This window comes from Collinsella sp. AM13-34, from assembly GCF_003473055.1.
Lineage (GTDB): Bacteria > Actinomycetota > Coriobacteriia > Coriobacteriales > Coriobacteriaceae > Collinsella.
In genome coordinates this window covers 1-26711 of the sequence record NZ_QRLE01000015.1, presented here as the reverse complement: position 1 = coordinate 26711, position 26711 = coordinate 1, and the positions used below count along the sequence as shown (strand labels likewise).

At 59.8% G+C, this 26711-nt stretch carries 22 protein-coding genes, 1 other RNA gene and 1 riboswitch; of the genes, 15 read left to right on the top strand and 8 right to left on the bottom strand.

The genetic code is table 11. The features are described from left to right. Positions 1 to 46 precede the first annotated feature (46 nt). The 3 genes from DW151_RS07295 to DW151_RS07285 all read left to right on the top strand — a co-directional run bounded on the left by DW151_RS07295 (position 47) and on the right by DW151_RS07285 (position 2761). Complete coding sequence (locus DW151_RS07295; protein ID WP_118335170.1) at positions 47 to 742, top strand: Bax inhibitor-1 family protein; 696 nt, start codon at positions 47 to 49, stop codon at positions 740 to 742. Positions 743 to 883: 141 nt separating this feature from the next. Then, a complete protein-coding gene (locus DW151_RS07290; protein WP_118335168.1) occupies positions 884 to 2023 on the top strand; it encodes a TIGR02452 family protein in 1140 nt (379 codons plus the stop codon). A 78-nt stretch (positions 2024 to 2101) separates the two neighbouring features. After that, positions 2102 to 2761, top strand: coding sequence for an SGNH/GDSL hydrolase family protein (locus DW151_RS07285; RefSeq protein WP_118335166.1), 660 nt, complete (start codon positions 2102 to 2104; stop codon positions 2759 to 2761). 252 nt (positions 2762 to 3013) lie between these two features. On the opposite strand, the gene thiD is transcribed toward DW151_RS07285, so the two are convergent. Beyond that, positions 3014 to 3844, bottom strand: a complete 831-nt coding sequence (gene thiD, locus DW151_RS07280; protein WP_118335164.1) for a bifunctional hydroxymethylpyrimidine kinase/phosphomethylpyrimidine kinase — start codon at positions 3842 to 3844, stop codon at positions 3014 to 3016. Positions 3845 to 4022: 178 nt separating this feature from the next. Continuing rightward, the gene (gene thiC / locus DW151_RS07275) at positions 4023 to 5357 is read right to left on the bottom strand and encodes a phosphomethylpyrimidine synthase ThiC (protein WP_118335162.1); all 1335 of its coding nucleotides are present in this window, start codon (positions 5355 to 5357) and stop codon (positions 4023 to 4025) included. Further along, positions 5350 to 5465, bottom strand: a riboswitch (TPP riboswitch). Its footprint overlaps the gene before it by 8 nt. Before the next feature lie 63 nt (positions 5466 to 5528). On the opposite strand from thiC, the gene DW151_RS07270 reads away from it, so the two are divergent. Beyond that, entirely contained in the window at positions 5529 to 6044 is a 516-nt protein-coding gene (locus DW151_RS07270; RefSeq protein WP_118335160.1) for a hypothetical protein, read from the top strand. Positions 6045 to 6084: 40 nt separating this feature from the next. On the opposite strand, the gene DW151_RS07265 is transcribed toward DW151_RS07270, so the two are convergent. Next, positions 6085 to 6894 (bottom strand): YaaA family protein, encoded by an 810-nt coding sequence (locus tag DW151_RS07265; protein ID WP_117647252.1) that lies wholly within the window; start codon positions 6892 to 6894, stop codon positions 6085 to 6087. Between the two features lie 103 nt (positions 6895 to 6997). Then, entirely contained in the window at positions 6998 to 8395 is a 1398-nt protein-coding gene (locus DW151_RS07260; RefSeq protein ID WP_118335158.1) for an aminopeptidase, read from the bottom strand. A gap of 166 nt (positions 8396 to 8561) precedes the next feature. Here DW151_RS07260 and polA point away from each other — a divergent pair, with 166 nt between their 5' ends. Then, a complete protein-coding gene (gene polA / locus DW151_RS07255; protein WP_118335156.1) occupies positions 8562 to 11306 on the top strand; it encodes a DNA polymerase I in 2745 nt (914 codons plus the stop codon). 269 nt (positions 11307 to 11575) lie between these two features. Here the strand turns inward: polA and DW151_RS07250 are convergent, their stop codons facing one another. Next, positions 11576 to 12403 (bottom strand): Cof-type HAD-IIB family hydrolase, encoded by an 828-nt coding sequence (locus DW151_RS07250; protein WP_118335154.1) that lies wholly within the window; start codon positions 12401 to 12403, stop codon positions 11576 to 11578. A gap of 554 nt (positions 12404 to 12957) precedes the next feature. Here DW151_RS07250 and DW151_RS07245 point away from each other — a divergent pair. From DW151_RS07245 to ndk, 4 genes are all read left to right on the top strand, one after another. Beyond that, positions 12958 to 14184, top strand: a complete 1227-nt coding sequence (locus DW151_RS07245; RefSeq protein WP_055251721.1) for an argininosuccinate synthase — start codon at positions 12958 to 12960, stop codon at positions 14182 to 14184. A 233-nt stretch (positions 14185 to 14417) separates the two neighbouring features. Beyond that, positions 14418 to 14588, top strand: coding sequence for a hypothetical protein (locus DW151_RS10590; protein ID WP_156058436.1), 171 nt, complete (start codon positions 14418 to 14420; stop codon positions 14586 to 14588). Positions 14589 to 14706: 118 nt separating this feature from the next. Then, complete coding sequence (gene argH / locus DW151_RS07240) at positions 14707 to 16137, top strand: argininosuccinate lyase (RefSeq protein ID WP_118335152.1); 1431 nt, start codon at positions 14707 to 14709, stop codon at positions 16135 to 16137. A gap of 377 nt (positions 16138 to 16514) precedes the next feature. Then, the gene (gene ndk, locus DW151_RS07235; protein WP_055251725.1) at positions 16515 to 16919 is read left to right on the top strand and encodes a nucleoside-diphosphate kinase; all 405 of its coding nucleotides are present in this window, start codon (positions 16515 to 16517) and stop codon (positions 16917 to 16919) included. A gap of 180 nt (positions 16920 to 17099) precedes the next feature. On the opposite strand, the gene rpiB is transcribed toward ndk, so the two are convergent. Beyond that, a complete protein-coding gene (gene rpiB / locus DW151_RS07230) occupies positions 17100 to 17567 on the bottom strand; it encodes a ribose 5-phosphate isomerase B (protein WP_035138007.1) in 468 nt (155 codons plus the stop codon). Between the two features lie 271 nt (positions 17568 to 17838). On the opposite strand from rpiB, the gene DW151_RS07225 reads away from it, so the two are divergent. Further along, positions 17839 to 19158, top strand: a complete 1320-nt coding sequence (locus tag DW151_RS07225) for a serine dehydratase subunit alpha family protein (RefSeq protein ID WP_118335150.1) — start codon at positions 17839 to 17841, stop codon at positions 19156 to 19158. A gap of 189 nt (positions 19159 to 19347) precedes the next feature. On the opposite strand, the gene DW151_RS07220 is transcribed toward DW151_RS07225, so the two are convergent. Next, complete coding sequence (locus DW151_RS07220; protein ID WP_118335148.1) at positions 19348 to 20106, bottom strand: HAD family hydrolase; 759 nt, start codon at positions 20104 to 20106, stop codon at positions 19348 to 19350. 315 nt (positions 20107 to 20421) lie between these two features. Between DW151_RS07220 and rpsA the strand changes: the two genes are divergently transcribed. The 3 genes from rpsA to DW151_RS07205 all read left to right on the top strand — a co-directional run bounded on the left by rpsA (position 20422) and on the right by DW151_RS07205 (position 23142). Continuing rightward, on the top strand, positions 20422 to 21588 hold the full coding sequence (gene rpsA, locus DW151_RS07215; RefSeq protein ID WP_022095232.1) for a 30S ribosomal protein S1: 1167 nt from the start codon (positions 20422 to 20424) through the stop codon (positions 21586 to 21588). Positions 21589 to 21928: 340 nt separating this feature from the next. Then, an RNA gene (gene rnpB, locus DW151_RS07210) (RNase P RNA component class A) lies at positions 21929 to 22290 on the top strand. A gap of 213 nt (positions 22291 to 22503) precedes the next feature. Further along, entirely contained in the window at positions 22504 to 23142 is a 639-nt protein-coding gene (locus DW151_RS07205) for a YigZ family protein (protein WP_199579916.1), read from the top strand. Positions 23143 to 23209: 67 nt separating this feature from the next. On the opposite strand, the gene DW151_RS07200 is transcribed toward DW151_RS07205, so the two are convergent. Next, positions 23210 to 23656 (bottom strand): C-GCAxxG-C-C family protein, encoded by a 447-nt coding sequence (locus DW151_RS07200; RefSeq protein WP_117635734.1) that lies wholly within the window; start codon positions 23654 to 23656, stop codon positions 23210 to 23212. A 233-nt stretch (positions 23657 to 23889) separates the two neighbouring features. Between DW151_RS07200 and DW151_RS07195 the strand changes: the two genes are divergently transcribed. Together DW151_RS07195 and DW151_RS07190 are read left to right on the top strand one after the other, a co-directional pair. Continuing rightward, complete coding sequence (locus DW151_RS07195; RefSeq protein ID WP_117629414.1) at positions 23890 to 25173, top strand: O-acetylhomoserine aminocarboxypropyltransferase/cysteine synthase family protein; 1284 nt, start codon at positions 23890 to 23892, stop codon at positions 25171 to 25173. Positions 25174 to 25315: 142 nt separating this feature from the next. Beyond that, a complete protein-coding gene (locus DW151_RS07190) occupies positions 25316 to 26620 on the top strand; it encodes an MFS transporter (RefSeq protein ID WP_118328456.1) in 1305 nt (434 codons plus the stop codon). The last annotated feature ends 91 nt before the right edge of the window (positions 26621 to 26711 follow it).

The window sequence follows — 26711 nt, the reverse complement described above, 5'->3', positions numbered from 1 at the left end:
TTGTCAGCTACGGCGCCGTCGTGGTGCTTTTTGAAAGGACGAAATTATGAACGATATCCAGGGCTATCAGAATGGCCCCATCGAGACCGGCGCAAGCCGTGCCAAGGAGATGTCGCCGCGCGCGTACAACCTTGTCATGTCTGCTCTCATCTTTTTGGGCTTTTGCGCCATGGGCGCCGGTGCTTACTTTACGAGCACCATGTCGTTTGCGCGCATGATGATGAGCGGGGCCGCCCTGCCGCTGGTTTTTGGCTCGTTTATCCTGACCATTGTCGGCATCGTCATGATGTCAGCTGCCGCCAGCAAGCAGTCCGTGGGCCTGTCCCTTGTGGGCTACGTAATCTTTGCGAGTACCTTTGGCCTGACCGCGTCGTTTGGCCTTGCCAACTACGACCTGCCCACCATCAACACTGCCTTTATCGCCACGGCCGCCATCACCTTTGTCTTTGGCGCCTTGGGCGTGACGTTCCCCAAGTTTTTCCAGCGCGTATATGGCATCGGTTTTGGCATTCTGCTCGCCACTATTCTGGTTGAGATCGTGCTGATGTTCATGGGCGTCTCGCAGACCATCACCGACCTGATCGTGATCGTGGTGTTCGCCGGCTTTATTGGTTACGACACCTATGTTGCCACGACGGTGCCACCCACGCTGCCCAATGCGGTGCTCATGGCGTCCAACCTGTTCGTGGACATTATCAACGTGTTCCTGCGCATCCTGAACATCCTCGGTCGTCGCGACTAGCGCGGGGGATTGCAGCGTTTCTTGTCGGACGCGGTAAAACGATGCGAAAGGCGGTCCTGCGGGGCCGTCTTTTTTGTGCGCGGCGGGGTATCATGGATGGGAAAAAGCCGATAGCGGCAGCGACAGGAAAGGTGACCACTTATGGCAGACGTCGACAACAGGAACCGTAACCGCAGGCCCAACCGCGCGGGACAGCCCAACCCCAAGCGCGAGGCCCGCGCCAAGGCCGCCGAGCGTCACGTGGCAACTGTGTCCGAGGCGTGTGCCAAGGATATCGAGCGCTCGCTTGCCGGCGTTCGCGAATTCGACGGTATGCCTGCCGGCTTTGTCGCGGCGATGAAGGCCACGGCCCAGAAGGCAGCGGCTGCCGAGGAGCCGGTTGCCGAGGAGTCTGAGTCCGCTGAGGTTGCGTCCGCCGAGGCTGAGGTTGCGTCCGCCGAGGCTGAGGTTGCGGCTGAACCTGCGCCCGCAGAGGAGACCGACGAAGTCGAGTCCGCGCCTGCTGCTGAGGAGCCCGCTCCGGTCCTGCCCGAGGTCACTGTGCTTGATGCCTCCGCCACGCAGGCAATCCTCGATAACGGTCGCGGCTATGCGCAGTTCTGCGACATGGCCGTGCTCGCCTTTGCCTCGTTTACCAATCCGGGCGGTGGATATATTCAGGGTTATCTGGGCCAGGAGGCCACGCTGTGCGCCGATTCGTATCTGTACAACGTTCTCGATAAGCAGCGTAAGTGGTACGGCGAGAACCGTCGCCGCAACATCAACTGCGAGCTCTACCGCAACCGTGCGCTGGTGGTGCCTGCGGTGCGCTTCGACCGCAACCACGTGCATGCATACGCCGACGTGATCGTGGCCGCCGCGCCCAACGTTAGGCGCGCCCGCCAGGAGTATCGCGTGAGCGACGATGCTCTGCTGGATGCCCTGCGCGACCGCATCCGCTTTGTCCTTGCCATCTGCGATGAGCTTGGTCGCGAGAAGCTCGTGCTGGGTGCTTGGGGCTGCGAGAACAACGGCTTTGATGCCGAGGCCGTGGCCGAGCTCTTCCGCAAGGAGCTCGCGTCGGGCGACTTCAAGGTCAAGCAGGTCTTCTTTGCCGTGCCCTCTACGCGCTGGGATGAGGACTTTGCCAAGTTCGAGCACGTGCTGGCAAACTTCCCCGAGCGCAACGAGGAGTCCTATGCCCAGGTTGCCGCCCGCGCCGCAGCCGCTCGCGCCGCCGAGCAGGCCCAGACAGCAGTCGAGGATGATGAGGACGAGGATGACTGGCGCAAGTACCTGTAAGCGGTGCGCGCGATGTGATATGCCAAGCCGACGGGAGGGGTTGCCCCCGTCGGCTTTTTACTGAATGAGGAGCTCAAGATGAAAAACGTTCTGTGCTTTGGTGACAGCAACACCTATGGCTATGATCCGGCGGGTATGCGCGACGGTACCGCAGTGCGCTATGCGCAGGATGTGCGCTGGTGCGGCGTGGTGCAGCGTGACCTGGGTGAGGGCTGGCATGTGATTGAGGAAGGTCTAAATGGTCGCACGACGGTGCGCGACGACATGTGCCATCTGGACACTAACCTCAACGGTATTCGCGCGCTTCCGATGCTGCTCGAGGCCCATAAGCCGCTGGACGCCATTGTGATCATGCTGGGCACCAACGACTGTAAGACGGTCTTTAACGTGACAGCTTCCGATATCGCCCGTGGCGCCATGGCGCTGATTCGCGCCGTCCGCGCGTTTCCGTGGACCGACGCTGCGCCTTGCCCGCGCATCCTGCTGATGGCTCCTATCAAGATCAAGCCGCAGATCGCCGATGTGTATATGACCGACTTTGACGAGCATTCCGTTGAGGCATCTGAGCTTTTTGGCGAGTACTATGCGCACGTGGCCGAGCAGTTTGGCTGCGACTTTTTGAATGCCGCCGAGTTTGCCGAGCCGGGCGATATCGACTATCTGCATATGATGCCCGAAAGCCACGAGAGCTTGGGACATGCCGTGGCAGCCAAGCTCAAAGAGATGCTCGGTGAGTAGCACGGCCCCAAACCACCACAGAGTTCCCCTTGCGGGGGCTTGTTTCGTTTGTTTGTCTTGATCTGTAACAGTTCCAAGGCCGAAAACGGGCTAGATGTTACAGATTAAGATTATTTAGGTCGATATCGATTGTTTGTCTTGATCTGTAACATCTAGGGTCGATTTTGCCGAGTTACTGTTACAGATCGAGATGTTTGTGGGAGCCACCGCAAAGGTGCCTGTCCCCTTTGCGGCGGTTTTGGGCTGCGAATCTTAATACTGCCACATGTGGTTGACGGGGCCGGAGCCTTTGCCCATGTTCAGGCCGGCGGCCAGAGCGCCTGTCAGGTATGCCTTGCCCGCATTGACGGCATCGGCGAGATCCATGCCCTGGGCCAGCGCGCAGGCGATGGCGGACGAGAGTGTGCAGCCGGTGCCGTGCGTGTTGTCGGTCTCGATGCGCTTGTGGCGAAACCACGTAGTGAGCGGATCGCCCAGGTGGTTGCCCTCGTCATCGAGGGGCGCAGGCTCGGCCAGTACGTCGTTGGCCTCGTTGACAAAATGACCGCCCTTAACCAAGGCTGCGCAGCCAAAGCGGCGGGTGAGGAGCATAGCGGCATTTTGTTGCGTGCGCTCGGAATCGACCTCGTAGTCGAGCAGCGTCATGGCCTCGGGAATGTTGGGCGTGATGACCGTTGCCAACGGGAACAGGCGGCGGGTGAGTGCCTCGGAGGCATCCTCGGCAATCAAGCGCGCGCCCGAGGTGGCGACCATGACGGGGTCGACGACCACGTTCGTTGCGTTCCAAGCGCTCAAGCGGTTTGCGATGACTTCGATAATCTCGGCAGAGGAGACCATGCCAATCTTGACGGCGCTGGGGCGGATATCGTCAAAGACGGCGTCAATTTGCGCGGCTACGATATCTGGCGAGATATCCTGCACGGCGGTGACGCCCAGTGTGTTTTGCGCTGTGATGGCCGTGATGGCTGTCTCGGCATACAGGCGGTGCGCTGTGATGGTCTTGATGTCGGCCTGAATGCCGGCGCCACCGCTGGAATCGGATCCTGCGATGGATAGAACGGCAGGTACCTTACTGCGATCCATGTTTGCTCCCTTGTTCGGTCGGAATCAAATGGGTCTTTAAGCCAGCATTATAAAGATGCCCGGGCCGACTCTATGTCGAACCCGGGCGGGCGATGTAATCTTTACGCAAATGTAAGCAAATGTTCACACGTCAACAATTGACGAACACCATGTTACTGATTGTGGCTCCGGTGACGAGTTAGTCCTCCATGCCGAGATCGATCGTCGTACCCTCGAACACCTTGTTGACGGTGCGGACGGCGCACATCTTGCCACACATGGTGCAGGTGCCCTCGGTGGCGGCGGGGGACTCCTCGTAGCGCTTCTTGCCGGTGACCGGGTCGAGCGCGCACTTCCACATGGAGTCCCAGTCGAGCTTGCGGCGTGCCTGGCCCATCTTGTCGTCCATGTAGCGGGCGTGCGGCACCTTCTTGGCGATATCGGCGGCGTGCGCGGCGATCTTGGTGGCCATGAGGCCATCGAGCACGTCTTGGGCGTTGGGCAGGCACAAGTGCTCGGCCGGCGTCACGTAGCACAGGAAGTCGGCGCCGGAGCTGGCGGAGATAGCGCCGCCGATGGCGGCGGTGATGTGGTCGTAACCCACGCCGATATCGGTCACCAGCGGCCCGAGCACATAGAACGGGGCGTTGTGGCACAGGCGCTTCTGCAGTTTCATGTTGGCGGCGATCTCGTCGAGCGCCATGTGACCCGGGCCCTCGACCATGACTTGGACGCCGGCGGCCCAAGCGCGCTTGCACAGCTTGCCCAGCTCGATCATCTCGGCGGTCTCGGTGGCGTCGTTGGAGTCGTAGAGGCAGCCCGGGCGGCAGGAGTCGCCGAGCGAAATCGTCACGTCGTACTCGTGGCAAATCTCGAGCAGCTCGTCAAAGTACTCGTAGAAGGGGTTTTCGTTGCCGGTGACCTCCATCCAGCCAAACAGCAGCGAGCCGCCGCGGCTCACGATGTTCATCAAGCGGCCGGTCTCCTTAAAGGTCTTGGTGACCGACTTGTTGATGCCGCAGTGGATGGTCATAAAGTCCACGCCGTCCTCGGCGTGCGCGCGCACGACCTCGAACAGGTCATCCTTGGTAAGCTTGACCAGCGGCTTTTCCATGTAGCCGATGGCGTCGTACATGGGGACGGTGCCCACCATGAGCGGCGTCTCGTCGATGAGCTGCTGGCGGAACTGGCGCGTCTTGCCCGAGTTGGAAAGGTCCATGATGGCGTCGGCGCCAAAGTCCTCGGCGATCTTGACCTTCTTCCATTCCTCGGCGGCATCGGCTTTATCGCCCGAGATGCCCAGGTTGACGTTGACCTTAGTAGACAGGCCCTCGCCGACACCAAAGGCGCGCATGCCTTTTTTGATGTGCACGATGTTGGCGGGAATGGCGATGCGGCCGTCGGCCACGCGCTCGCGGATGTACTCGGGGTCGCGATGCTCGCGCTCGGCGACTTCCTTCATCTGCGGCGTGATCTGCCCGGCGCGGGCGAAGTCGATTTGCGTGACGAGCTTGGGCTCGGTCTGTGTGCTCATTGGCACGGCTCCCTTCGTTGGCATTACCCATATCAGGTTTGCGGGTCAGGGCGGGCGCGCCCAGTCTCAGCCTGCCGTCTTGTCCTGCAAGCTCCCCGTTTATGTAATGGGCTCAAGTATAGCTCGAATGGGTACGATTGGCCTAACGAGCGTGCCTGTGGGGAGGCGAACATGGAAGACAAGCATCTATATCGAGAGACGCAATGGGATGTATCGGCCGAGGAAAGCCGTGCGCACCATGGCCTTGTCGCGATTGGTTTTGCGGTGCTTGCCGTGCTGGTGATTGCCTTTTGTATCTGGACGTTTGGCGGTCACGGCGGCGCTGCATGGGAGTTCGAGGCCGACGATGCCCTGCCGATCATGGCGGTGAAGGTCGCTGGTGGTAACACGGTGGCCGCGCCGGGCGACTATTGGTATCCGCGCGATGGATTTGTCCAGCTTCAGCTGAGCGGTGGGTCTATTCCTGGTGAGGAAATCGAACGCGTGACGTATGATGCGGCGCTCAAAACGCTGACGGTGAAGCTCAAGAATCAGGGCGACGTGCCTACGACTATGGATATCGCGCTGACGGAATGGCGCTTGGAGCCCCCATCGGGTGTTGCGGTGTCCGAGGTAGAGCACGTTAAGATTACCTACCAAGATGGCTCGACAAACGAAGTTGCCAAAGCCGACGGCTTGGCGGAATAGACGCCGTGCCTAGGCAGCACATTCAAAAGTAGCGGTGGTCCTACAAGGTCTGTTCGTTCAGGAAGACCAAAGTGTTCTTATTTGAAAGCTCGGGAAAGTGACGATAACCAACGTCAAACGCGGTGAGCCCGCTTACATCCTCGAGCTTGTTTTCTGCCATCCAGCGCACCATGGAACCACGTGCCTTTTTGCTGGCGGTCGAGCGCTGGATGGGCTTGCCGTTGCGGATGCCTTCGCCAAAGAGGCACGTGACGACCGTGGCGTCGCCCGCGAGATGGGGCAGAACGGCTTTGGCGTACTCTACGCTGGCGAGGTTGACGATCGTGGTGTTTGAGCCTGCCGGGGCGATAGCCCGCGCGAGCTTGTCGCTCCAAAACGCATAGAGGTCTCGGGCATCGTCAACGGCGAGCTTCGCGCCCATCTCCAGCCGATATGGTTCGACGGCATGAAAGGGGCGAACGCACCCGTAGAGGCCAGAGAGGATCCACAGGTGGCTTTGCAGCCATGCGAGCTGCGCGGAATCCATCACCTCGGGCGCCATGCTCTGGTATTGAATGCCGTGGTAGGACATGACGGCAGGGGAGAGGTGACAGGCGAGTGCGGGATTGTCGAGATCGCCGTTTTTCAGGATGGGCCCGAACTCATGCAGGGTGTTGAGGCAAGGCCCCAGCAGTTTGTCACTCACGTTCCATAGCGCCTGCAGGCTGTCGCTGCCTTCATTCCGCTCGATATCTAGCAGTGCGCGGTGGAGGCGAGCCGTCTCGCGCGCAAAGGGTGGAATGCCCAGGACTTCAAAAGCATCTTGGGCCGCGCGCATCTGCTTGGCGGGCGAAATGACGACCTGCAGCATGGACTCTCCTCTGCCAAAAAGGAAGTTGCGGTGGAATACGGTCTGTTTTGGCCGTTTATGGGCCAGTTTAGTCTGTATTTCACCGCAACTGATGAAGGGTTGGTTACGCGCGCTCGATGAAGGCCTTGTAGCCGCGATAGGCCTCGTAGATATCGGCCTTGTTAGCGACCTCCCACAGGGCGTGCATGGACAGGACGGCAACGCCAGAGTCGATGACGTTCATGCCGTACTTAGCCATGATGTATGCGATGGTGCCGCCGCCGCCCGCGTTGACGCGACCAAGCTCGCAGGTCTGGAAGTCCACGCCGGCCTCGTCCATGATGTCGCGGATGAGGGCCACATACTCGGCGTCGGCATCGTTAGAGCCGCCCTTGCCGCGGCTGCCCGTGTACTTGTTAAAGCACAGGCCGCGACCCATGAAGGCTGCGTTCTTGGTTTCGAACTTGCCGGCGTAGCCCGGGTCGAAGCCGGCGGACACGTCGGAGGAGAGCATGCGGCTGCGGGCGAGCGCGCGGCGCAGGGCCAGCGGGCTATCCTCGCCGGCGAGCGTCATGATCTCGGCGACGGTGTTCTCGAAGAAGCGGCTCGTCATGCCGGTGGCACCTACGGAACCGATCTCCTCCTTGTCGACGATGAGTGTGATGCTCGTGCGCTCCACGTTGGCGACGTTGATCTGGGCGAGCATGGACGGATAGGCGCAGACACGGTCGTCGTGGCCATAGCCCAGAATCATGGAGCGGTCGAGGCCCATGTCACGGGCGGGGCCGGCGGGCACGACCTCGATCTCGGCGGAGAGGAAGTCCTCCTCCTCGACGTCGTACTGCTCCTTGAGGATATCCAGGAACATCTGCTTGACGGGCTCCTTGGGAGCGTCCTTGTCGTCCTCGTCAAACTTGACGGGGCGGCCGCCCACGATCACGTCGAGGATCTCGGCGTCGACGGCGTCCTTGGCGGGCTTGGCCATCTGCTCGCTCGAGAGGTGGATCAGCAGGTCGGAGATGGTAAAGACCGGGTCGTCGGCCTTGTCACCGATGTTGATGTCGACGGTGGTGCCGTCCTTTTTGCAGATGACGCCCACGAGTGCGAGCGGGGAAGCGACCCAGTGGTAGCTCTTGACGCCGCCATAGTAGTGCGTGTCGAGATAAGCCATGTCGCCGGCCTCGAAGGCGGGGTTCTGCTTGAGGTCCAGGCGCGGCGAGTCCACGTGGGCGCCCAGGATGTTAAAGCCCTGCTCGAGCGGGGCGGTGCCCAGGTTGACGAGCATGAGGTCCTTGCCGTGGTTGGCGGCGTACACCTTGTCGCCGGCCTTGAGCGCGCGGCCCTCGGCGATCACGGTCTCCAGATTGACGTAGCCCGCCTCCTCGGCCATCTTGATACCGGCCTTGACGCACAGGCGCTCGGTCTTCTTCTCACTCAAAAACTGCTTATAGCCGCGGCAAAGCTCCTCGAGCTCCTCGATCTGCTGTGGCGTGTACTTTTTCCATGCGCTGGGACGCTCCATGACGCAGGCTCCTTTCGGATCGATCGTGCTGGTTGATGTACCGTGAGCCATCGTATCACGCGCGGGCCCGCGGCGGCAGGGAAGCCTGATGTGCGGTGGCCGCGGGGCGGGGAGCGTGTAAACTGGTGTGAGCAAACCGTGCCCAGCCCAAAGCGAGGTATTCAATATGTCTGAAAAGCGCCGTACCTTTGCCGTCATCGACGGCAACTCGCTCATGCATCGCGCCTTCCACGCCGTGCCGCCGACCATGAACGCGCCGGACGGTCGCCCCACCAACGCGATCTTTGGTTTTCTGAACATGTTCCTCAAGATGATCGATGCCTTTAATCCCGACGGCGTTGTCGTGGCGTTTGACAAGGGCAAGCCGCGCGTGCGTATGGAGATGCTGCCGCAGTACAAGGCGCAGCGCCCGCCCATGGACCCCGACCTGCACGCGCAGTTCCCCATGATCAAGGAGCTGCTCGCCGCGCTCAACGTGCCCATTTTGCAGTCCGAGGGCTGGGAAGGCGACGATATCCTGGGAACCATGGCACGCCTGGGCGAGGAGGCCGGCTGCGACATGCTGCTGGTGACCGGCGACCGCGACATGTATCAGCTCGTGACCGAGCACGTCAACGTGGTCTCGACTCGCAAGGGCCTGTCCGACGTGGCGATCATGACGCCCGAGAGCGTGGACGACCTGTATCACGGCATCACGCCGGTGCTCGTGCCCGATTTTTACGGTCTGAAGGGCGATACGTCGGACAACATTCCCGGCGTACCGGGCATCGGCCCCAAAAAGGCGAGTGCGCTCATCGCGCAGTACGGCAGCCTTGACGAGGTCATCGCGCATGCTGACGAGGTCAAGGGCAAGATGGGAGAAAACCTGCGCGCACACATCGACGACGCGCTGCTGAGCCGTAAGGTGGCGACCATCCGCACCGATGCGCCCGTTGAGCTCGATTTTGAGGCGACGTCCTTCCCGGCGTTTTCTGCCGATGAGGTTTCCGCGGCGCTGGGTACGCTTGGTATTACGGCCATGCAGAACCGTTTCTTGGCGCTGATCGGCGGCGAGGGCGGGGCAGCTGCCAGCACGTTTGAGATTCCCGCCGTTTTGCGCGCAGCCGCCGGCGATGCTGACGCGCTTGGTGCCGTTGCAGCTGAGGTCTCCCGCGCGATTGAAGCCGGCGAGTGGGTCGCCGCCGTGGTGGACGACGACAAGGAAGAGGGCGCGCTCTTTGGACTGACGCGCACGTTGTGGTTGGCGACGTCCAAGGGCCTGTTTGCGCTCGAGGAGGGCGACAGCGGTGCGGCGGCTGAGGTTGAGGGCTTCAACTTCGTCCACGGCGTGATTGCCGGCGTGCTCGCGCGTCTGTTTATGGAGGGCCGTGTGGCGAGCCCGGATATGAAGGCGCTGCTGCATGAGCTTTCGCCCATCGATTCTTCCGAGCCCGAGCTCATGGATCCGCTGGCAGTCGATTCCACGCGCATCTTCGACACCGTGGTTGCCGCCTACCTGTTGGATTCCGACCGCTCCGAGTTCGATGAGGCATATCTTTCCGATACGTATCTGCAGATGGCGCTGCCTGCGGCGCGCGGCGCGGAGGGTGCCGGCGAGGACGCTCCGGCGCCTGCCGCCCGTACTGCGGCCCTGACGCTGACGCTCGTGGCGCCGTTGCGCGAGTTCATGGCCCGTGAGAATGCCGCCAACGTGTTCGATGGCATCGAGATGCCGCTCGTGCCGGTGCTTGCCAAGATGGAGCGCGCGGGCATGCTTGTGGACCCCGACCGCCTGCACAGTCTGTCCGAGGGCCTGGCGACCCAGATTTCCGAGGTTGAGCGCAGTATTCGCGACCTGGCCGGCGACGAGACCTTTAACATCGGCAGCCCCATGCAACTTTCGCATGTGCTCTTTGATGTGATGGGCCTTCCGACCAAGGGCCTCAAAAAGACCAAGCGCGGCTACTATTCGACCAATGCCAAGGTGCTGAGCGATCTTGCCCGTGACCACGAGATTGTTCGTCTGATCTTGGACTGGCGCGAGAAGTCCAAGATTAAGTCAACCTATCTGGACACGTTGGGCCCGCTGCGCCGCGGTGACGGCCGCGTGCACACCACGTACAACCAAACCATTACCGCAACGGGACGTCTGTCCTCGAGCGACCCGAACCTGCAGAACATTCCGACGCGCTCGGAGCTGGGCCGTACTGTCAAGACGGCGTTTTCGGCAGGCGAGGGAAGCGTCTTTTTGGCGGTGGACTACTCGCAGATCGAGCTGCGTCTGCTGGCGCATCTCTCGGGTGACGAGCATCTGGTGCGCGCCTTTAACGAGGGCGAGGACTTCCATGCCGAGACGGCCGCGCGCGTGTTTGGCGTGCCGGTGTCCGAGGTGACGCCCGACCTGCGCAGCCGCGCCAAGGCCGTGAACTTTGGCATCGTGTATGGTCAGCAGGCTTACGGCCTATCGCAGTCGCTGCATATCTCGATGGCCGAGGCACGCGACATGATCGACCGCTACTACGAGGCCTACCCGGGTGTGCGTACGTTCCTCGACAACGTGGTGGCACGTGCCAAGCAGACGGGCTACGCTGAGACCATGTACGGCCGCCGCCGCCATATCCCGGAGCTTAAGGCCAAAAATCCGCAGCTCCGCGGCTTTGGCGAGCGCACGGCCATGAACCACCCCATGCAGGGCACCGCCGCCGACATCATCAAGATCGCCATGGCCCGCGTAAGCCGCCGCCTGGAAGAAGAGGGCTTTGCTGCCCACATGATTCTGCAGGTACACGACGAACTGGACTTTGAGTGCCCCGTCAACGAAGTCGAGCGCCTAACCACCATGGTCCGCGACGTCATGGAACACGTCGTAGACCTCCGCGTACCGTTGATCGCCGAAGCCAGCACCGGCATAACCTGGGCCGACGCCAAATAAAGACGTATCGACAACTCCAAAGTAACCAAAACCAGAAGGGGGCTCCTTACCAACAAGGAGCCCCCTTCATCCAAATATATTCAGCTAAGTATCTAGACACTCAAGACGTCATCTAGGCGACATGAACGAATACGTAGCCATGCCCGGCGCCGGCCGTTTGATTTTTGTAGATTCCGCACGAGCCGAAGAGCACTAAATGTGCTCTTCGAGCGAGCCCAGGACCTGACCGAGCAAAAATCAAACGGCCGGCGCCGGGCATGGCGGCGAGTTTAACGAGCCGCCAGGATGGCGTCGATGAGCGTCAGTACGCCCCCGTCGTTGTTGCTCGGAATGCGCCATTTGGCATGCGCGTTCATGTGCTCCTCGGCATTGTCCACGATAAAGCTATGCCCGACGCGCTCCAGCATGGGGATGTCGTTGTACGTATCGCCCACGGCAGCGGCGTCGGCGATATCGATGCCCAGGCGCTCGCAGAGATGTGCTACGCCCGACCCCTTGTCGACGCCCAGGTTCATAAAGTCGATCCACTCGCGGCCAGCATTGGTGACATAGAGTCGGTCCGAGAATGCCGGGCTGTAGTCCTCGCGAAACGCTGGCTCGGCATCGTAGGCGGGGAAGAAGATCGAAATCTTGTTAGACTCGATGTCAATGCCCTCAAAGCTATCGACGTAGTTGATCGTGTTGTAGTAGACGCTGATCTCGTCGTGGTATTGATGATCGCGGGCAAGTACATAGAACTCGTCGAAGCAGCACAGGACGGGGACAGCGCGCGAATCCTCCGAGGCGCGGCTCAAGACCTGCTGATACAGCGCCACGTCGATAGTGCTCTTATAGATATAGTTGCCGCGGTAGATAACGCACGCGCCGTTATCGGGGCAAAAAGCGATGCGGCTCTTGATGTTCTCAAACATCTCCTCGAGTTTGGGGGCGGGGCGTCCGCTGGCGGGGCAGAACACGATGCCAGCCTCGGCGAGCTTGTCCAGGCGCTCGTCGAGGCCCTGAGGCAGCACGCGCTCGTCGGTCAGTAACGTCTTGTCCATATCGACAGCGAGAATCTTAATGTTGCCGATGTTGGCGTCTGATTCGTAAGTCTGCATAAAACGCGCCTTTCGGTTTCCAGAATGTTTCGGGTGATTGACCCTCTACTTGATAGTCGGGCGTATTTTCGCAGGATTGGCGCATATTTGCATCATCATTCACAAAGTAATGAAAAAACTTTTCAGAAATTTGAATTTGTCGCTTGTACAGCAGGCACTTTAGCGTAATATAGCGACCATCGAAAACGGAGACGGAAAAACAACCGCTTACCGAGGAAAAGGTACCGTTTACGATATTAGAATTGCGCCCGGCGATAGGTGAAAGGAGAGGCAGATGCAGTTCGTAAAGATTATCACTACTGCAGACAATGCCATCCGACGCCAGCGCGCAATTTCCCGACGACGATAACAATCGTCTCTGTCCGCATGGGGCTAAATGCCCCAACAGAGTCATTTTGAGGTCGTTGGGTTTTAGCACGACATTGCTGCATGTTTCTAGGGCATGCTGTGCTGCTTTTTGCTATTTAACCTGGTATTGTACGGTTTTTTGACCTCGAAATGACTTGCAACTGACCGATGTTCTAACTAGCTACCAAGGGCGAAAGGAAACAGCCATGAGCAAGGAAAAAGTCGTTCTCGCATATTCCGGTGGTCTTGATACATCCGTATGTGTCAAGTGGCTCCAGGACGAGAAGAATCTCGATGTCGTTTGCGTCTGCGGCAACGTGGGCCAGGAGGAGACCGGCTTGGATGCCAAGAAGCAGAAGGCGCTTGACCTGGGCGTTCTCGATTGCCAGGTGCTCGACCTGCGCGACGAGTTCTCCGATGAGTTCCTGACTAAGGCCATCGCCGCAAACTCCATGTACGAGAACAAGTACCCGCTGCTCTCCGCGCTGTCTCGCCCGCTGCTCGCCAAGAAGCTTGTCGAGGTCGCTCACGAGTTTGGCGCGACCTACGTCGCCCACGGCTGCACCGGCAAGGGTAACGACCAGGTTCGTTTTGAGGCTGCCGTCAAGGCCCTCGACCCCGAGCTTAAGGTTATCGCCCCGGTTCGCGAGTGGGATCTGAAGTGCCGTCCCGATGAGGTTGCCTATGCTCACGCCCACAACGTGCCGGTTCCCGAGGGCGCCAACGACAACCCCTACTCCATCGACGACAACCTGTGGGGTCGCGCCATTGAGTGCGGTCACCTGGAGGATCCCTGGAACGAGCCGCTCGATGACGCCTGGGTTATGACCAAGAACCCCGAGGACGCGCCCGACACCCCGACGTATACCGAGATTGAGTTTGAGGCCGGCAAGCCCGTCGCCGTCGACGGCAAGAAGATGAAGCTCTCCGAGATCGTCATCGCCCTCAACAAGATCTCTGGTGACAACGGCTTTGGCCGTCTCGACCTGGTCGAGGATCGTCTGGTGGGCCTCAAGAGCCGTGAGTGCTATGAGGTTCCCGGCGCCCTGACGCTCATCACCGCCCACAAGGCACTTGAGGACATTTGCGTCGAGGGCGACCTGCTCAAGACCAAGATTAAGCTCGAGCAGGATTGGGCCACCGCCGTGTACAACGGCCAGTGGTACAGCCCGCTCAAGAACGCGCTCGATGCCTTTATGGCCGATACCCAGAAGTTCGTGACCGGTACCGTCCGTCTGAAGTTCTTTAAGGGCAACTGCCATGTCGTCGGTCGCAAGAGCCCGTTTAGCCTGTATGACTACGGTCTGGCTACCTACGACCGCGACACCACGTTTGACGAGAAGGCCAGCGCCGGCTTTATCGAGATCGATACGCTGTCGCTCAAGACGTGGGCAAAGGTCCAGGGTCCCAGCTCCGCTGCCGCCCAGGCCTAGCGCCTCCTTCCCTTGGTATCCGCGCGGCCCATCCGCGTGATACATAACGGGCGCACGGGGTCCCTACCTTTCGTTATGCTTGCTGACACTTCTTAACATCGGTGGCCCCTACGTTCCGCCCGCATAAATGATGCCGCGTCTACGGCTGAGTCCGAGCCCCGCCGGGGTTGTCCGGCGGGGCTCCTTCTATCAATTTGGCGGCTCTGTGCCTATATATATGAGGAGTATCCATTATGTTCAACGCTATCGCGCATGCCTTGCTTGCCCTCGCGCCCGAGTTCGATGCTGCAAAGGTCGAGGATGTTCCTATGAGCCTGAAGGCCTGGATTGATGGTTCGCAAGGCAACATCCGGAGGGAGACGTTGGGCGCCAAGTGCATGGCGCGTCACTTCTTTGCAAATTAGCTATATGGCCTCGCACATGGTGGGGAATATGCAAAACTAGCGGTTGAGAAATCGCTTTAGCGACATGGCTCATTGCTTTGGGCGCTTGTTTTGGTATTTGGAGAAAGGGGACGGTTCCATGGCTCTTTGGGGCGGTCGTTTTGAGGCGGGAGTGGCCGAGGTCACGCAGGAGTTTGGCGCGTCGCTGCCTGTCGACAAACATCTCTATAAGCAGGATATCGCCGGTTCTAAGGCGCATGCCAAGATGCTGGCGGCCCAGGGCATCATCAGTGCCGAGGACGAGCAGGCGATTGCCGAGGGCCTGACCGGAATCGAACAGGATATCGATGCCGGCAACTTCACCTTCGATATCAACGATGAGGACATTCATATGTCCATCGAGAGCGAGCTGACGCGCCGCATCGGCGAGGCCGGTAAGCGCTTGCATACCGGGCGTTCGCGCAACGACCAGGTTGCGACCGATACGCGCCTGGGCGTCAAGGCGCTCGCCAAGGAGCTCATGGAGGCCAATCTTTCGCTTCGTCATGTGCTGCTGGATGCCGCTAAGAAGTATGACAAGGTGATTCTGCCGGGCTACACGCACATGCAGCATGCTCAGCCCGTGCTGCTGTCGCATCATCTGCTGGCGTATTCCTGGATGTTCGCGCGCGACTTTACACGACTGAAGGCCGCCTTTGATGCCGCTGACAACTGCCCGCTGGGTGCCGCCGCGCTTGCCGGTACGAGCTATCCGCTCGATCGTCAGATGACGGCTGCCGAGCTTGGCTTTGCGGGTGTGATTCCCAACTCGCTCGATGCGGTTTCCGACCGTGATTTCCTGCTCGATCTGCATTACGCCGGCTCCGTCATGGCCATGCACCTGTCGCGTCTTTCCGAGGAGATCGTGCTGTGGTCGAGCTCCGAATTCGGCTTTATCACGCTTTCCGACTCGTATTCCACCGGCTCGTCTATCATGCCGCAGAAGAAGAACCCCGACTTTGCTGAGCTTATCCGCGGCAAGAGCGGTCGCGTGTACGGCAACCTGGTGCAGCTGCTCGTGACCATGAAGGGCCTGCCGCTTGCTTATAACAAGGACTTGCAGGAGGACAAGGAGGGTGCGCTCGATACCGCCCATACGCTCATGCAGTGCCTGTCGGTTATGGCCGGCATGATCTCGACCTGGACTGTCAACGAGGACGCCATGGCGCGCGAGTGTGGTGTGGGCCACTTGGCAGCCACTGATGTTGCCGATTACCTGGCAAAGCGCGGCCTGCCGTTCCGCGAGGCACATGCCGTGGTGGGTCATCTTGTCCTGATGTGTGAGAAGCGCGGCTGCAATCTTGAGGACCTGCCGTTTGAGGTGTTTCAGGAGGCAAGTCCGCTCTTTGAGCACGACATTACCGAGGCACTCGACATCCCGTCGATTGTCGCCGCGCGCACGACCGAGGGTGGTACCGCCCCTGCTGCCGTTGCCGTGCAGTTGGGAAGCGCCGAGGCGCAGCTCGCGGCCGATGAGGGTGTGTTTGGCTCGTTATCCAAGGTCGTCGAGATGGGCCACGGAGCTAATTAGCTTATTGGATGCGTCTGTCTGGTGTGTTCATCATATTTTGCCTTTACGGGTGCCCGCTACGGTGGGCACCCGTTTTGTTATAGAGAAGGAAGGAGCTTGTCGAGAACTTCTGTAGGACATTTGCGCAGGTTGTGAAGGGGGTGCGTTCACGGGCGACAATCGACCGCCCGTTCTGTTCGTTGCAGTTGAAAGTGGGACGGATGGTACTCTAGTCGGGCTTCGAAACAGAAGTGACACATATGGAGCGCTTTAATAAATAATAACGCTTCAATAAACGGCTTTTTGTTTAACTGCAGCTAGAACTCTGTTACGATGCAGTCCAGGCGGGTGCCGGAATGGGACTTGGGCACGCGCGAACCTACTTGAAAGGCTACCTTATGGCTATCGAGAAGACCTTCATCATGATTAAGCCCGACGCCGTGCGCGATCGCAAGATCGGCGAGATCGTTGCTCGCATTGAGCGCAGCGGCCTTGTTATCGAGCGCATGGAGATGACCACGCTCGAGCGCGCTACCGTCGAGGAGCACTACGCCCATCTGGCCGACAAGCCCTTCTTTGGCGGTCTCTGCGACTTTATGACGAGCGGTCCGGTCGTCAAGATGGTCGTTTCCGGCCTCTCCGCTGTCTCCAAGATGCGCACCCTTATGGGCGCCACCAACCCGCTTGATGCTGCCCCCGGCACCATTCGCGGCGACTTTGCTGTCGATGTCAACGCCAACGTGATCCACGGCTCCGACTGCCTGGAGAACGCCGAGATCGAGATCAAGCGCTTTTTTGGCTAAACCAGCTTTGACTCCTTAAAGCTGTTAGCGTGTGGCTTGGGCGCCGCGGAACTTCATCCGCGGCGCCCTTTTTATTCCAGTAGACTTTTGGTAAACCCCCACAAATCTACTAAAGAGCCCCCGTCCGGATGTTTCTTCCGGGCGGGGGCTGGCGTTAGCGTCGTATGGCTTTGTGAATCTTTAGGCCTCGTCGACGATCTTAAGGCCGCGCGTGTGGTCGATCTCGTTGAGGAGGTTAACGCGACGCTCGTGACGGCCGCCCTCAAACTCGGCGTCGAGCCACTCGTCGACGATCATCTTGGCGAGCTCGGAGCCCACGACGCGGGCGCCAAAGGCGAGCACGTTGGTGTTGTTGTGCATGCGCGAGAGCTTGGCGCTGAAGGGCTCGGAGCACACGACGGCACGAACGCCCTCGACCTTGTTGGCGGCCAGGCTGATTCCGACGCCGGTGCCGCAGATCAGGATGCCCAGGTCGACGTCGCCGTTGGCAACTGCCTTGCCCACCTTGTAGCCGGCGATGGGGTAATCAAAGCTCTCGGAGGTGTCGGTGCCAAAGTTCACGACCTCGCATCCGCGCTCCTTCAGGTGCTCGGAAATGATGTTCTTGAGCTCGACGGCGGCGTGGTCGTTACCGATACCAATCTTCATGAGTGGTTCCTCTCTGGTCCGTGCGGCGGAATTGCTAAAGGTTTTACCGCGTTCGACTGCATGATAGCGCGACTTTTGCGTAAACACTCGGGCGTTTTTTGATCAAACGCTTTAACAGGCAACAAGACCCGCTTTTCATGAATGAATGCCGCCAGTTTGTGCTTGAGCGCCGTCCGCCGGAACCATGGTTGCGGTTTTTGATGCATTGTTATCAAATAGAAGAGCTAATTATTTTTGAGAGACCAGCCCGTTATGCAAGCAGGAGATACCTATGCCTACCGATTCCCTTCGTTATGCCGCGTTTTGCGATGTTTTGAACCGCGAGCTTGTCTGTGCGCTCGGCTGCACCGAGCCTATTGCCGTTGCCTATGCAGCGGCGTTGGCGAGCCAGACGCTCGGTTGCGAACCCGATCATATGGACGTTGCCTGCTCGGGCAACATCATCAAGAACGTTAAGAGCGTGACCGTGCCCAACTCGGGCGGTATGCACGGTATTGAAGCTGCAGCCGTGCTGGGTGCCGTGGGCGGTGACGCCAAGAGCGCGCTTGAGGTGCTCGAGAGCGTTAACGATGAAGACCGCGCTCGTGTGGCCGAGCTCCTCGCCGACGCCGGCTACTGCGATGTGTCGCTTGTCGAGGGTGTGCCCAACCTCTACATCAAGGTGACTGCGACGGCCGGGGGCCATACCGCGGTCGTCGAGATTACCGATCACCACACTAATGTCACGTGCCATACGCTCGATGGTATTCCGGTATGCGGCAAGTCGGCGGGGGAGTGCGCCGCCTGCGCCGAGCGCGTGGTGGCCGAGCGTGCGGCAGATAACGCCGATACGCCCATGTCCATTGATTCCATCATCGACTTTATCGAGGACGGTGACATTGAGGGCGCCCGCGCTGCCGTTGAGCGTCAGATTGAGCTGAATGGCGCAATCAGTGCCGAGGGCCTGGCGCACGCTTGGGGCGCCGAGGTGGGCCGTACGCTGCTGGGTGCACGTGCCGATGACGTCGCCTGCCGTGCCCGCGCCCGTGCAGCCGCCGGGTCCGACGCCCGCATGAACGGCTGCGCGCTGCCGGTCGCCATTGTGTGCGGCTCGGGCAATCAGGGCATTACCTGCGCGCTGCCCGTTATGGAGTATGCCGAGTATCTGCGCTGCGACCACGATCGCCTGGTGCGCGCCGTGATGCTGTCCGATCTTATCGCTGTGCATATCAAGAGCTATATTGGTGCGCTCTCGGCGTTTTGCGGTGCTATTTGTGCCGCGTGCGGCGCCGGCGCTGCGATTACCTGGCTGTGCGGTGGTACGCGCGAGCAGATTGGCGCGACGGTCTCGAACACGCTCGGCAACGTTGGCGGCATCGTGTGCGATGGCGCCAAGGCAAGCTGTGCCGCCAAGATTTCCGCTGCCGTCGATGCGGCGATTTTGGGCCACGATATGGCCATGCAGGGCCGTGGCTTCCGTGCCGGCGAGGGTCTGATCCAGGATACCGTCGAGCAGACAATCGCCAGCATGGGCTATGTGGGCCGCGTGGGCATGAAGGATACCGACGTCGAGATCCTCAACATTATGATCGGCAAAACACGGGTTTGCTAGCTACGCAGTTTTACCAAACCGCGTAGCTAGCCGACGCTGCAAACGTCCCTAAGCGGCAATCTGCCTTTCAATCGTCGGGCATGGCCAGAAGGCCTATGCCCTCCTCTTTCAAGGCACATTGCTCGCTTAGGGGCGTTTTCGCTGACTTATGCTCAACCTGCGGCGTTATTGTCTTTTAGGCTTGGGGCCTTACGACAGTTCGTCGGCTACTTGGTGTTCGTAGAAGGCTTCGACTACGGCGCTGAAGTCGCGGGCGAAGTCTTCCATGGTTCCGTGCCAGGTGGCTCGGCCGGGTTTTCCCTGGCCAACATAGGCGGTTTGGATGCCGCAATCGGGGGACGGGAAGTCGCGTTTGGGATCGTTGCCCACCATAAGGACCTCGTGCGGCTCGAGCCCCATCACCTGAAGCTGCTCTAGATAGTAGGTGGCATCGGGCTTGCATCGGGTGGCGTTTCCCATGTGCGTGACGAGCTCAAAGGGGGCGTCAGCCAGGTCGCCCCAGCCCATGCGGCACTCGATGGCCCCCTGGGGAAAGCTGGGGTTGGTAAAGAGCGCGCAACGCAGTCCAGCGTCCTGTACGGCCTGGAGCGCGGCGTGCGCGCCCGGCATGGCGTGGGCGTTAATGACATCGTCGTTCTTGTACGGAAGAACTTCGCGGTCATAGTAGGTAAACGCCTCGTAGATGATGGGATCGGAGAGACGGATACCGCATCGGCGCTCGACCTCTTCTTGGTAAAACTCAAGATTGGTGCGGTTGTCCGTGCCGCTGCGGCGATTGGCGTTGAGGTCGACCAGGATCGTGCCGAGACGTGCCATCGTGCCACCGCGGCTGCGGCGGCCGATATCCGCGAGCATCGAAGAGACATCCTTAAAATAGCGAAGGATGAACGCGTTGAGGTTGATGCTGAGAAGCGTCTCGTCCATATCGAAAACGACTGCTTTGAGCACGCGGGCACCTTTCTCGAAAAATCGATCTAGAATCGTTGGCTCCGGATACTTTACCCCAAAGCCGAATGCCTGGCTGGTTATCGTCAAGTTGCGGAGACGTGTGTTCATAAGATTACGAAAAAGTCTCCACACGAGTAAAAAATCGCAGTTCACGCTTGAAATCGAACTCATTTCCCCGTAACCTATACGAACGTGATTGCATAAGCGTCACATTAGTATCTGTCGGCTCCCGAGTGTTCCTAAACGTTGTGTGCTTGTCGCACCCTTCTGTAGGTCCTAGCAATCGGGGCCCCGTAGTTCGAAAGGGGTCCACCTTTGAGTGAGATTCAGAACTCGTCCATTTTCTCTCTTGACGATGTCAACGAGGAGGAGATGAACAACCTCATCGACGGTACGATTACCGACTTTGATGAGGGCGATCTCGTTAACGGCACTGTCGTTAAGATCGAGCATGACGAGGTGCTCGTTGACATCGGATTCAAGTCCGAGGGCGTTATCCCGGTCCGCGAGCTGTCCATCCGCAAGGACGCTAATCCTGCAGACATCGTTGCACTCGGTGATCCCATCGAGGCTCTGGTTCTCCAGAAGGAGGACAAGGACGGTCGTCTGGTCCTGTCCAAGAAGCGTGCCGAGTACGAGCGTGCTTGGAACCGCATCGAGGAGAAGTTCAACTCCGGCGAGAACGTCGAGGGCGAGGTTATCGAGGTTGTCAAGGGCGGCCTGATCCTCGACATCGGCCTGCGTGGCTTCCTGCCCGCTTCCCTCGTCGACCTTCGTCGCGTCAAGGACCTCACCTCTTACATGGGCACCCGCATCGAGGCCCGCGTCATCGAGATGGACCGCAACCGCAACAACGTCGTCCTCTCCCGTCGCGTCGTGCTCGAGGAGTCCCGTAAGGCCGAGCGCTCCGAGATCCTGTCCAAGCTCAAGTCTGGCATGCGTCTCCAGGGCACCGTTTCCTCCATCGTCGACTTCGGCGCCTTCGTCGACCTCGGCGGTATCGACGGCCTCATCCACATCTCCGAGCTCTCCTGGAACCACGTCAACCATCCTTCCGAGGTTGTCAAGGTCGGCCAGGAGGTCGAGGTCGAGGTTCTCGACGTCGATCTCAACCGCGAGCGCATCTCCCTGGGTCTCAAGCAGACCACCGAGGATCCGTGGCGCGCACTGGTCAAGAAGTACCCCGTCGGCGCTATCGTCGAGGGCACTGTGACCAAGCTTGTCCCGTTCGGCGCTTTCGTCGACCTGGGCGAGGGCATCGAGGGCCTGGTGCACATCTCCGAGATGGCCAACAAGCACGTCGACCAGCCTTCTCAGGTTACCCACGTGGGCGACAAGGTTCAGGTCAAGGTCATGGAGATCGACCTCGACCGTCGTCGCATCTCCTTGTCCATGAAGTCTGCTGCTGAGACTCTGGGCGTCGAGATCGAGGTTACCCCGCTGCCTTCCGAGAAGAAGGACGAGGAGACCGACGCCGAGTAAATCGGTTTGACGATCACTTGTTTTAAGGGATCCGTCCGTAATGGACGGGTCCCTTTTTGCATTTGCTGCTGAGGTGCGCGATGTCGTCCGCGCGCAATGCTGCCGGGCTGTCCACAGGCTATTGGATTGTCGGTGCATGAAAAAAAGCCGACATCCCGCCTCGGGGAGGAGGCGGGAACACACCGAGTAGACGGAGGGGTGCGGAGCGCGGTCGCGTCTCGACTGACGACGTTGCCCATCGACAGGACCATTGTAGCGCATGGCGGTTCTTGGTTTATCGTGTCGAGCGTTTGCGTTGTGCCATTGCCTGCGGTAACGGTGTGCTACACTCTTGCACTGCTGAGTGGGCCAGACGGTCGCGCGATGTGCTGCTTGCAGTACGCGTGAGGAAAGTCCGGGCTCCAGAGGGCGGGATGCCGGCTAACGGCCGGGCGGAGTGATCCGACGGAAAGCGCCGCAGAAAAGAAGACTCCCACCTGCGCCGCAAGGCGTAAAGGGAAAAGCTGAAACGGTGGTGTAAGAGACCACCAGCGTCGTGGCAACATGGCGGCTTGGCAAGCCCCATCCGGAGCAAGCGCGAATAGGAACGCTATGGGCCGGCCCGGTCCGCGTTCGGGTAGCGTGCGTGGAGCTGCACGGTAACGTGCAGACAAGATAAATGACCGTTCACGACAGAACCCGGCTTATCGGCCCACTCGGCACTTTGTTGACGCTGCGAACCCGTCAGCGCGGCAATCTGCCTTTCAAGCCTTCGGGCATGACCATAAGGTCAATGCCCTCGGCTTTCAAGGCACCTTGCTCGCGCTGACGGGTTCTCGCTTTCGTTGACGGAATCATCGGCGTTGTCATTCTTTTTACTAGGGTTATCGTATTATTGAGGCTGTTTGTTGCTGCGCTTTATTTTGTTGAGGGGCTTTGTTGGACAGCTATTTTACTCTGCAATCGAATATTGAGGTTTCGGGTGAGTTTGTGGACCGCAAGAGTCGGTTTATTGCCCAGCTGGTCCATATTGAGTCCGAGGATGAGGCGAATGCCTTTATCGAGATGGTTCGCAAGCGTCATTACGACGCTCGACACAATGTTCCCGCGTGGATTTTGGTCGATGGACGCGAGCGCCAGAGCGATGATGGTGAGCCGAGCCGCACGAGTGGTATGCCGACGCTCGAGGTGCTGCGTGGTGCGGGACTTAAAAACGTATGCTGTGTTGTGACGCGTTATTTTGGCGGCACGTTGTTGGGGCCCGGTGGTCTGGTACGAGCCTATACGGCGGCGACACAGGCGGCGGTGGCCGCGGCTCAGGAGGCTGGGCAGATCGTTGAGATGACGAGTGTCGTGCCGGTTGACGTGCATGTGGCCTATCCACAGTATGAGCAGGTGCTTCGTTTGGCGCAGGATTCGGGTGCCAAGGTTTCGGATACCGATTACGCGGATGCCGTGACACTTCACTTGGTGTTTAAGGCGGGGGAGCAGGAGCCGTTTTGTGCCAAGATGCGCGAGCTTATGGCGGGGCGCGAGGAGATTGAGGTCAGCACTCCCGAATTTGCCGAGTTCTAACGGCGACGGTCGGCGTGCTTTTGGACGGATCCCAAGCACACCGACCGTCGTTTTATGTCGCTGCCGTTTACTCGGCGAGCTGCTTTAGTACATCACAGGCGATTTCGACGGCATCGTCGATGCAACCGGGGCAGCTGCGGAGCGGACCCTTGTCCGATCCGATGCCCTTGAGCGTGCCGCAGACGGTCGTCGTGTTCTTCTCGCCAAAGCGCTTGGCAATCTCGCGCGACAGTTTGTAGGTCTGGCCCTTGGTCTTGGGGTTTTCCATGCCATCGCTCATTACAAAGCCCATGATGGCCACGGCGCCCGAGATGGCACCGCAAGTTTCGGTCATGCCGCCCATGCCGGCGCCAAAGCCCTCGGTGAGGGTAAAGGCGACCTGGGGGTCGAGCCCGACGGCGGGCGCGAGCGTGCAGGCGACGGCCTGCGCGCAGTTAAAGCCGCGGGCGTGGTATTCGGCAGCCTGAGCCTGGCAGGTGGCAGTGTTGAGCTGAGTGGTATCAATCTGCTTCATCGGTGTCTCCTTGATTGCGGTGTACCCGCCTATGGTACCCTTGCTGGCGCATTCGCTTATCGAGACCGCAGTGCATATCTCATTGTTTTTCGCCATCGAACACTTTCTTAAGATTTGGGACAAATAAACCTGATTAATTTGTCCCATAACCTATCGGCGGGATGGGTTGAGAGGGGTGCGGGGTAGCGGTATTGTGAACCGAATAAAACAAAACCCAAGTAAGGGAGTTGGATATGTGCGAGCAGACTATCGGTACCACGTGCGTTCAGGGCGGCTATCATCCGGGCGATGCGGAGCCGCGCCAGGTGCCCATCTACCAGTCCACCACGTGGAAGTACGACACGTCCGAGCACATGGGCAAGCTGTTTGACCTAGAGGAGTCGGGCTACTTCTACAGCCGTTTGCAGAACCCCACGTGCGATCTCGTTGCCGCCAAGATCTGCGAGATGGAGGGAGGCACCGCCGCGATGCTCACGAGCTCGGGCATGGCTGCGAACTTCCTCGCGATCTTTAACGTGGCCGGTGCCGGCGATCATGTGGTCGCGAGCTCTGCCATTTACGGCGGTACGTATAACCTGCTCGCCCACACCATGGGCCGCATGGGCGTGACCTGCACGTTCGTCGCCCCCGACTGCACCGATGAGGAGCTCGAGGCAGCGTTTGAGCCCAATACCAAGCTCGTCTTTGGCGAGACGATCGCCAACCCCGCCCTTGCCGTTCTCGATATTGAGCGCTTTGCCAAGGCCGCACATGACCACGGCGTGCCGCTGATGGTCGACAACACCTTCCCGACGCCCGTGATGTGCCGTCCCTTTGAGTGGGGCGCCGACATCGTTACGCACTCCACCACCAAGTACATGGATGGACATGCTGCCTACTTGGGCGGCGTGATCGTTGACCACGGCCAGTTTGACTGGATGGCCCATGCAGACAAGTTCCCGGGTCTCACCACACCCGACGAGAGCTACCACGGCGTGACCTATGCCGAGAAGTTCGGTCGCGAGGGTGCCTTCATTACCAAGGCCACCGCGCAGCTTATGCGCGACCTCGGCCCCATGCAGAACCCGCAGGCGGCGTTTTTCCTGAATAGCTCGCTCGAGAGCCTGCATGTGCGTATGCCGCGTCATTGTGAGAACGGCCTGGCCGTTGCTAAGTTCCTGCAGAGCCATCCCAAGGTGCGCTTTGTGAGCTATCCGGGCCTGGAGGGCGATAAGTACTATGACCTGGCTCAGAAGTACATGCCCAACGGTACCTGCGGCGTCGTGAGCTTTGGCTTTAACGGTGGTCGCGCGGCGGCCGAGACCTTTATGAAGAGCCTTAAACTCGCCCAGATCGCCACGCATGTGGCCGATGCTCGCACCTGCTGCCTGCATCCCGCTAACGCCACGCATCGCCAGATGAACGATGAGGAGCTCATCGCCTGTGGCATCTCCGCCGACATGGTGCGCCTGTCGTGCGGCCTCGAGGACACGGCCGACCTGATTGCCGACCTTGAGCAGGCTCTCGAGCAGTGCTAGGCTAGCGTTCGCATAAGTCGCCGATGCCGACAGAGGGCTTCGGCGACCTTTACGTTCCGATTCCGTAGGCGGGACCCCAATCGCGGCTGTTTGCAGGCGATTGGGGCCCCGTTTTTGTGTTGGGCCACTCGAAAGGATGGATATGGAGAAAACCGCAGAGCAGCTGCGCCGCGAGCACATTGCCCTAGAGGGCGACACCCATGGCAAGAACAAATGGGCGATTCTGTTTACCGTGCTCATCATGACGTTTATGGCGTGTCTGGATTCGACCGTCGTGACCGTGGCACTGCCGGTGATGCAAAAGGAGCTGGGCGTGGGCCTCGACCGCATCCAGCTGGTGAGCTCGGTGTATCTGCTTGCGACATGCGTGGCTATGCTGCCGTTTGGCCGTCTGGGCGACGTGCGCGGCAAGGTGGGCGTATTCCAACTGGGCGTCATCGTCTTTACGGTCGGCTCGCTGCTGTGCGGCCTTTCGGCCTCGCTCGAGGTTCTTATCCTGGCACGTATTGTTCAGGGAGTCGGTTGCGCGGCGGCCATGGCTAACAACATGGGTATCATCACCGAGTCGTTTCCGGCGCGCGAGCGCGGTCGTGCCATGGGTATCCTCGCGACTTTCGTGGCCCTCGGCATGATGTGTGGCCCCGTGCTGGGCGGCATGCTGGTGGCAAGCTTTCCCTGGGAGAGCATCTTCCTCATCAACCTGCCCATTGGCGTCATCTCGTTTATCGTGGGGCTTTACACGCTGCCGCATGTTAAGCCGGAGGCCGGTGAGCGCCCCATGTCGCTGGCGGAGGCCGCGCGTCGCTGCTTTGCGAGTTCGGCTTTTACGATTAACTTGGCATGCATGCTTATTGTGTTTATCGGCATCGGTGCATCTGAGTTTGTGCTGCCGTTCTATTTCCAGGATGCTCATGGCTTTAGCTCCGATATTTCCGGACTGCTCTTTTTGGCGCTGCCGATGGTAAATGCCTTTATCGGGCCGCTTTCGGGTACGGTTTCGGACCGTGTTGGCTGCGAGGGTCCCACGGCGGTCGGCCTGGGTGTGTACGTGTGCGGTCTCTTTGCGGTAAGTACGCTCGACGAGCACTCTTCCATCCCCGTGATCGTGTGCTGCGTCGCGTTTATGTCGTGCGGCACGTCGATTTTCCAGAGCCCCAATAACTCCCTGTACATGGGCTCGGCTCCGCGCGAAGCGCTCGGTTTTGCTGGCAGCTTGGGCAGTTTGGCGCGCTACGCCGGCATGGCACTCGGTATTACGGTGGCGTCGAATATCCTGTATGGGCAGATGAGTGTGGCGATGGGCGAGGCCGTGACCAGTTTCGTTGCAGGCCGTCCGGATGTGTTCTTATTCGGCTTTCGCTCGGTGTTCTACGTGCTCATGGCTGTGGCCGCTGTGGGCTTTGCGCTCGCCATGGTGCGTTTGGTGAAGATGTGCGCCCGCCATTAGCGTGTTGGGAGGCTGTCTGCCACGATTCGCGCCGTCCCAAAAAGACTGGTGGGACTGCGGACAAAAAGTTGGACCATCAGGTCCGGTTTGG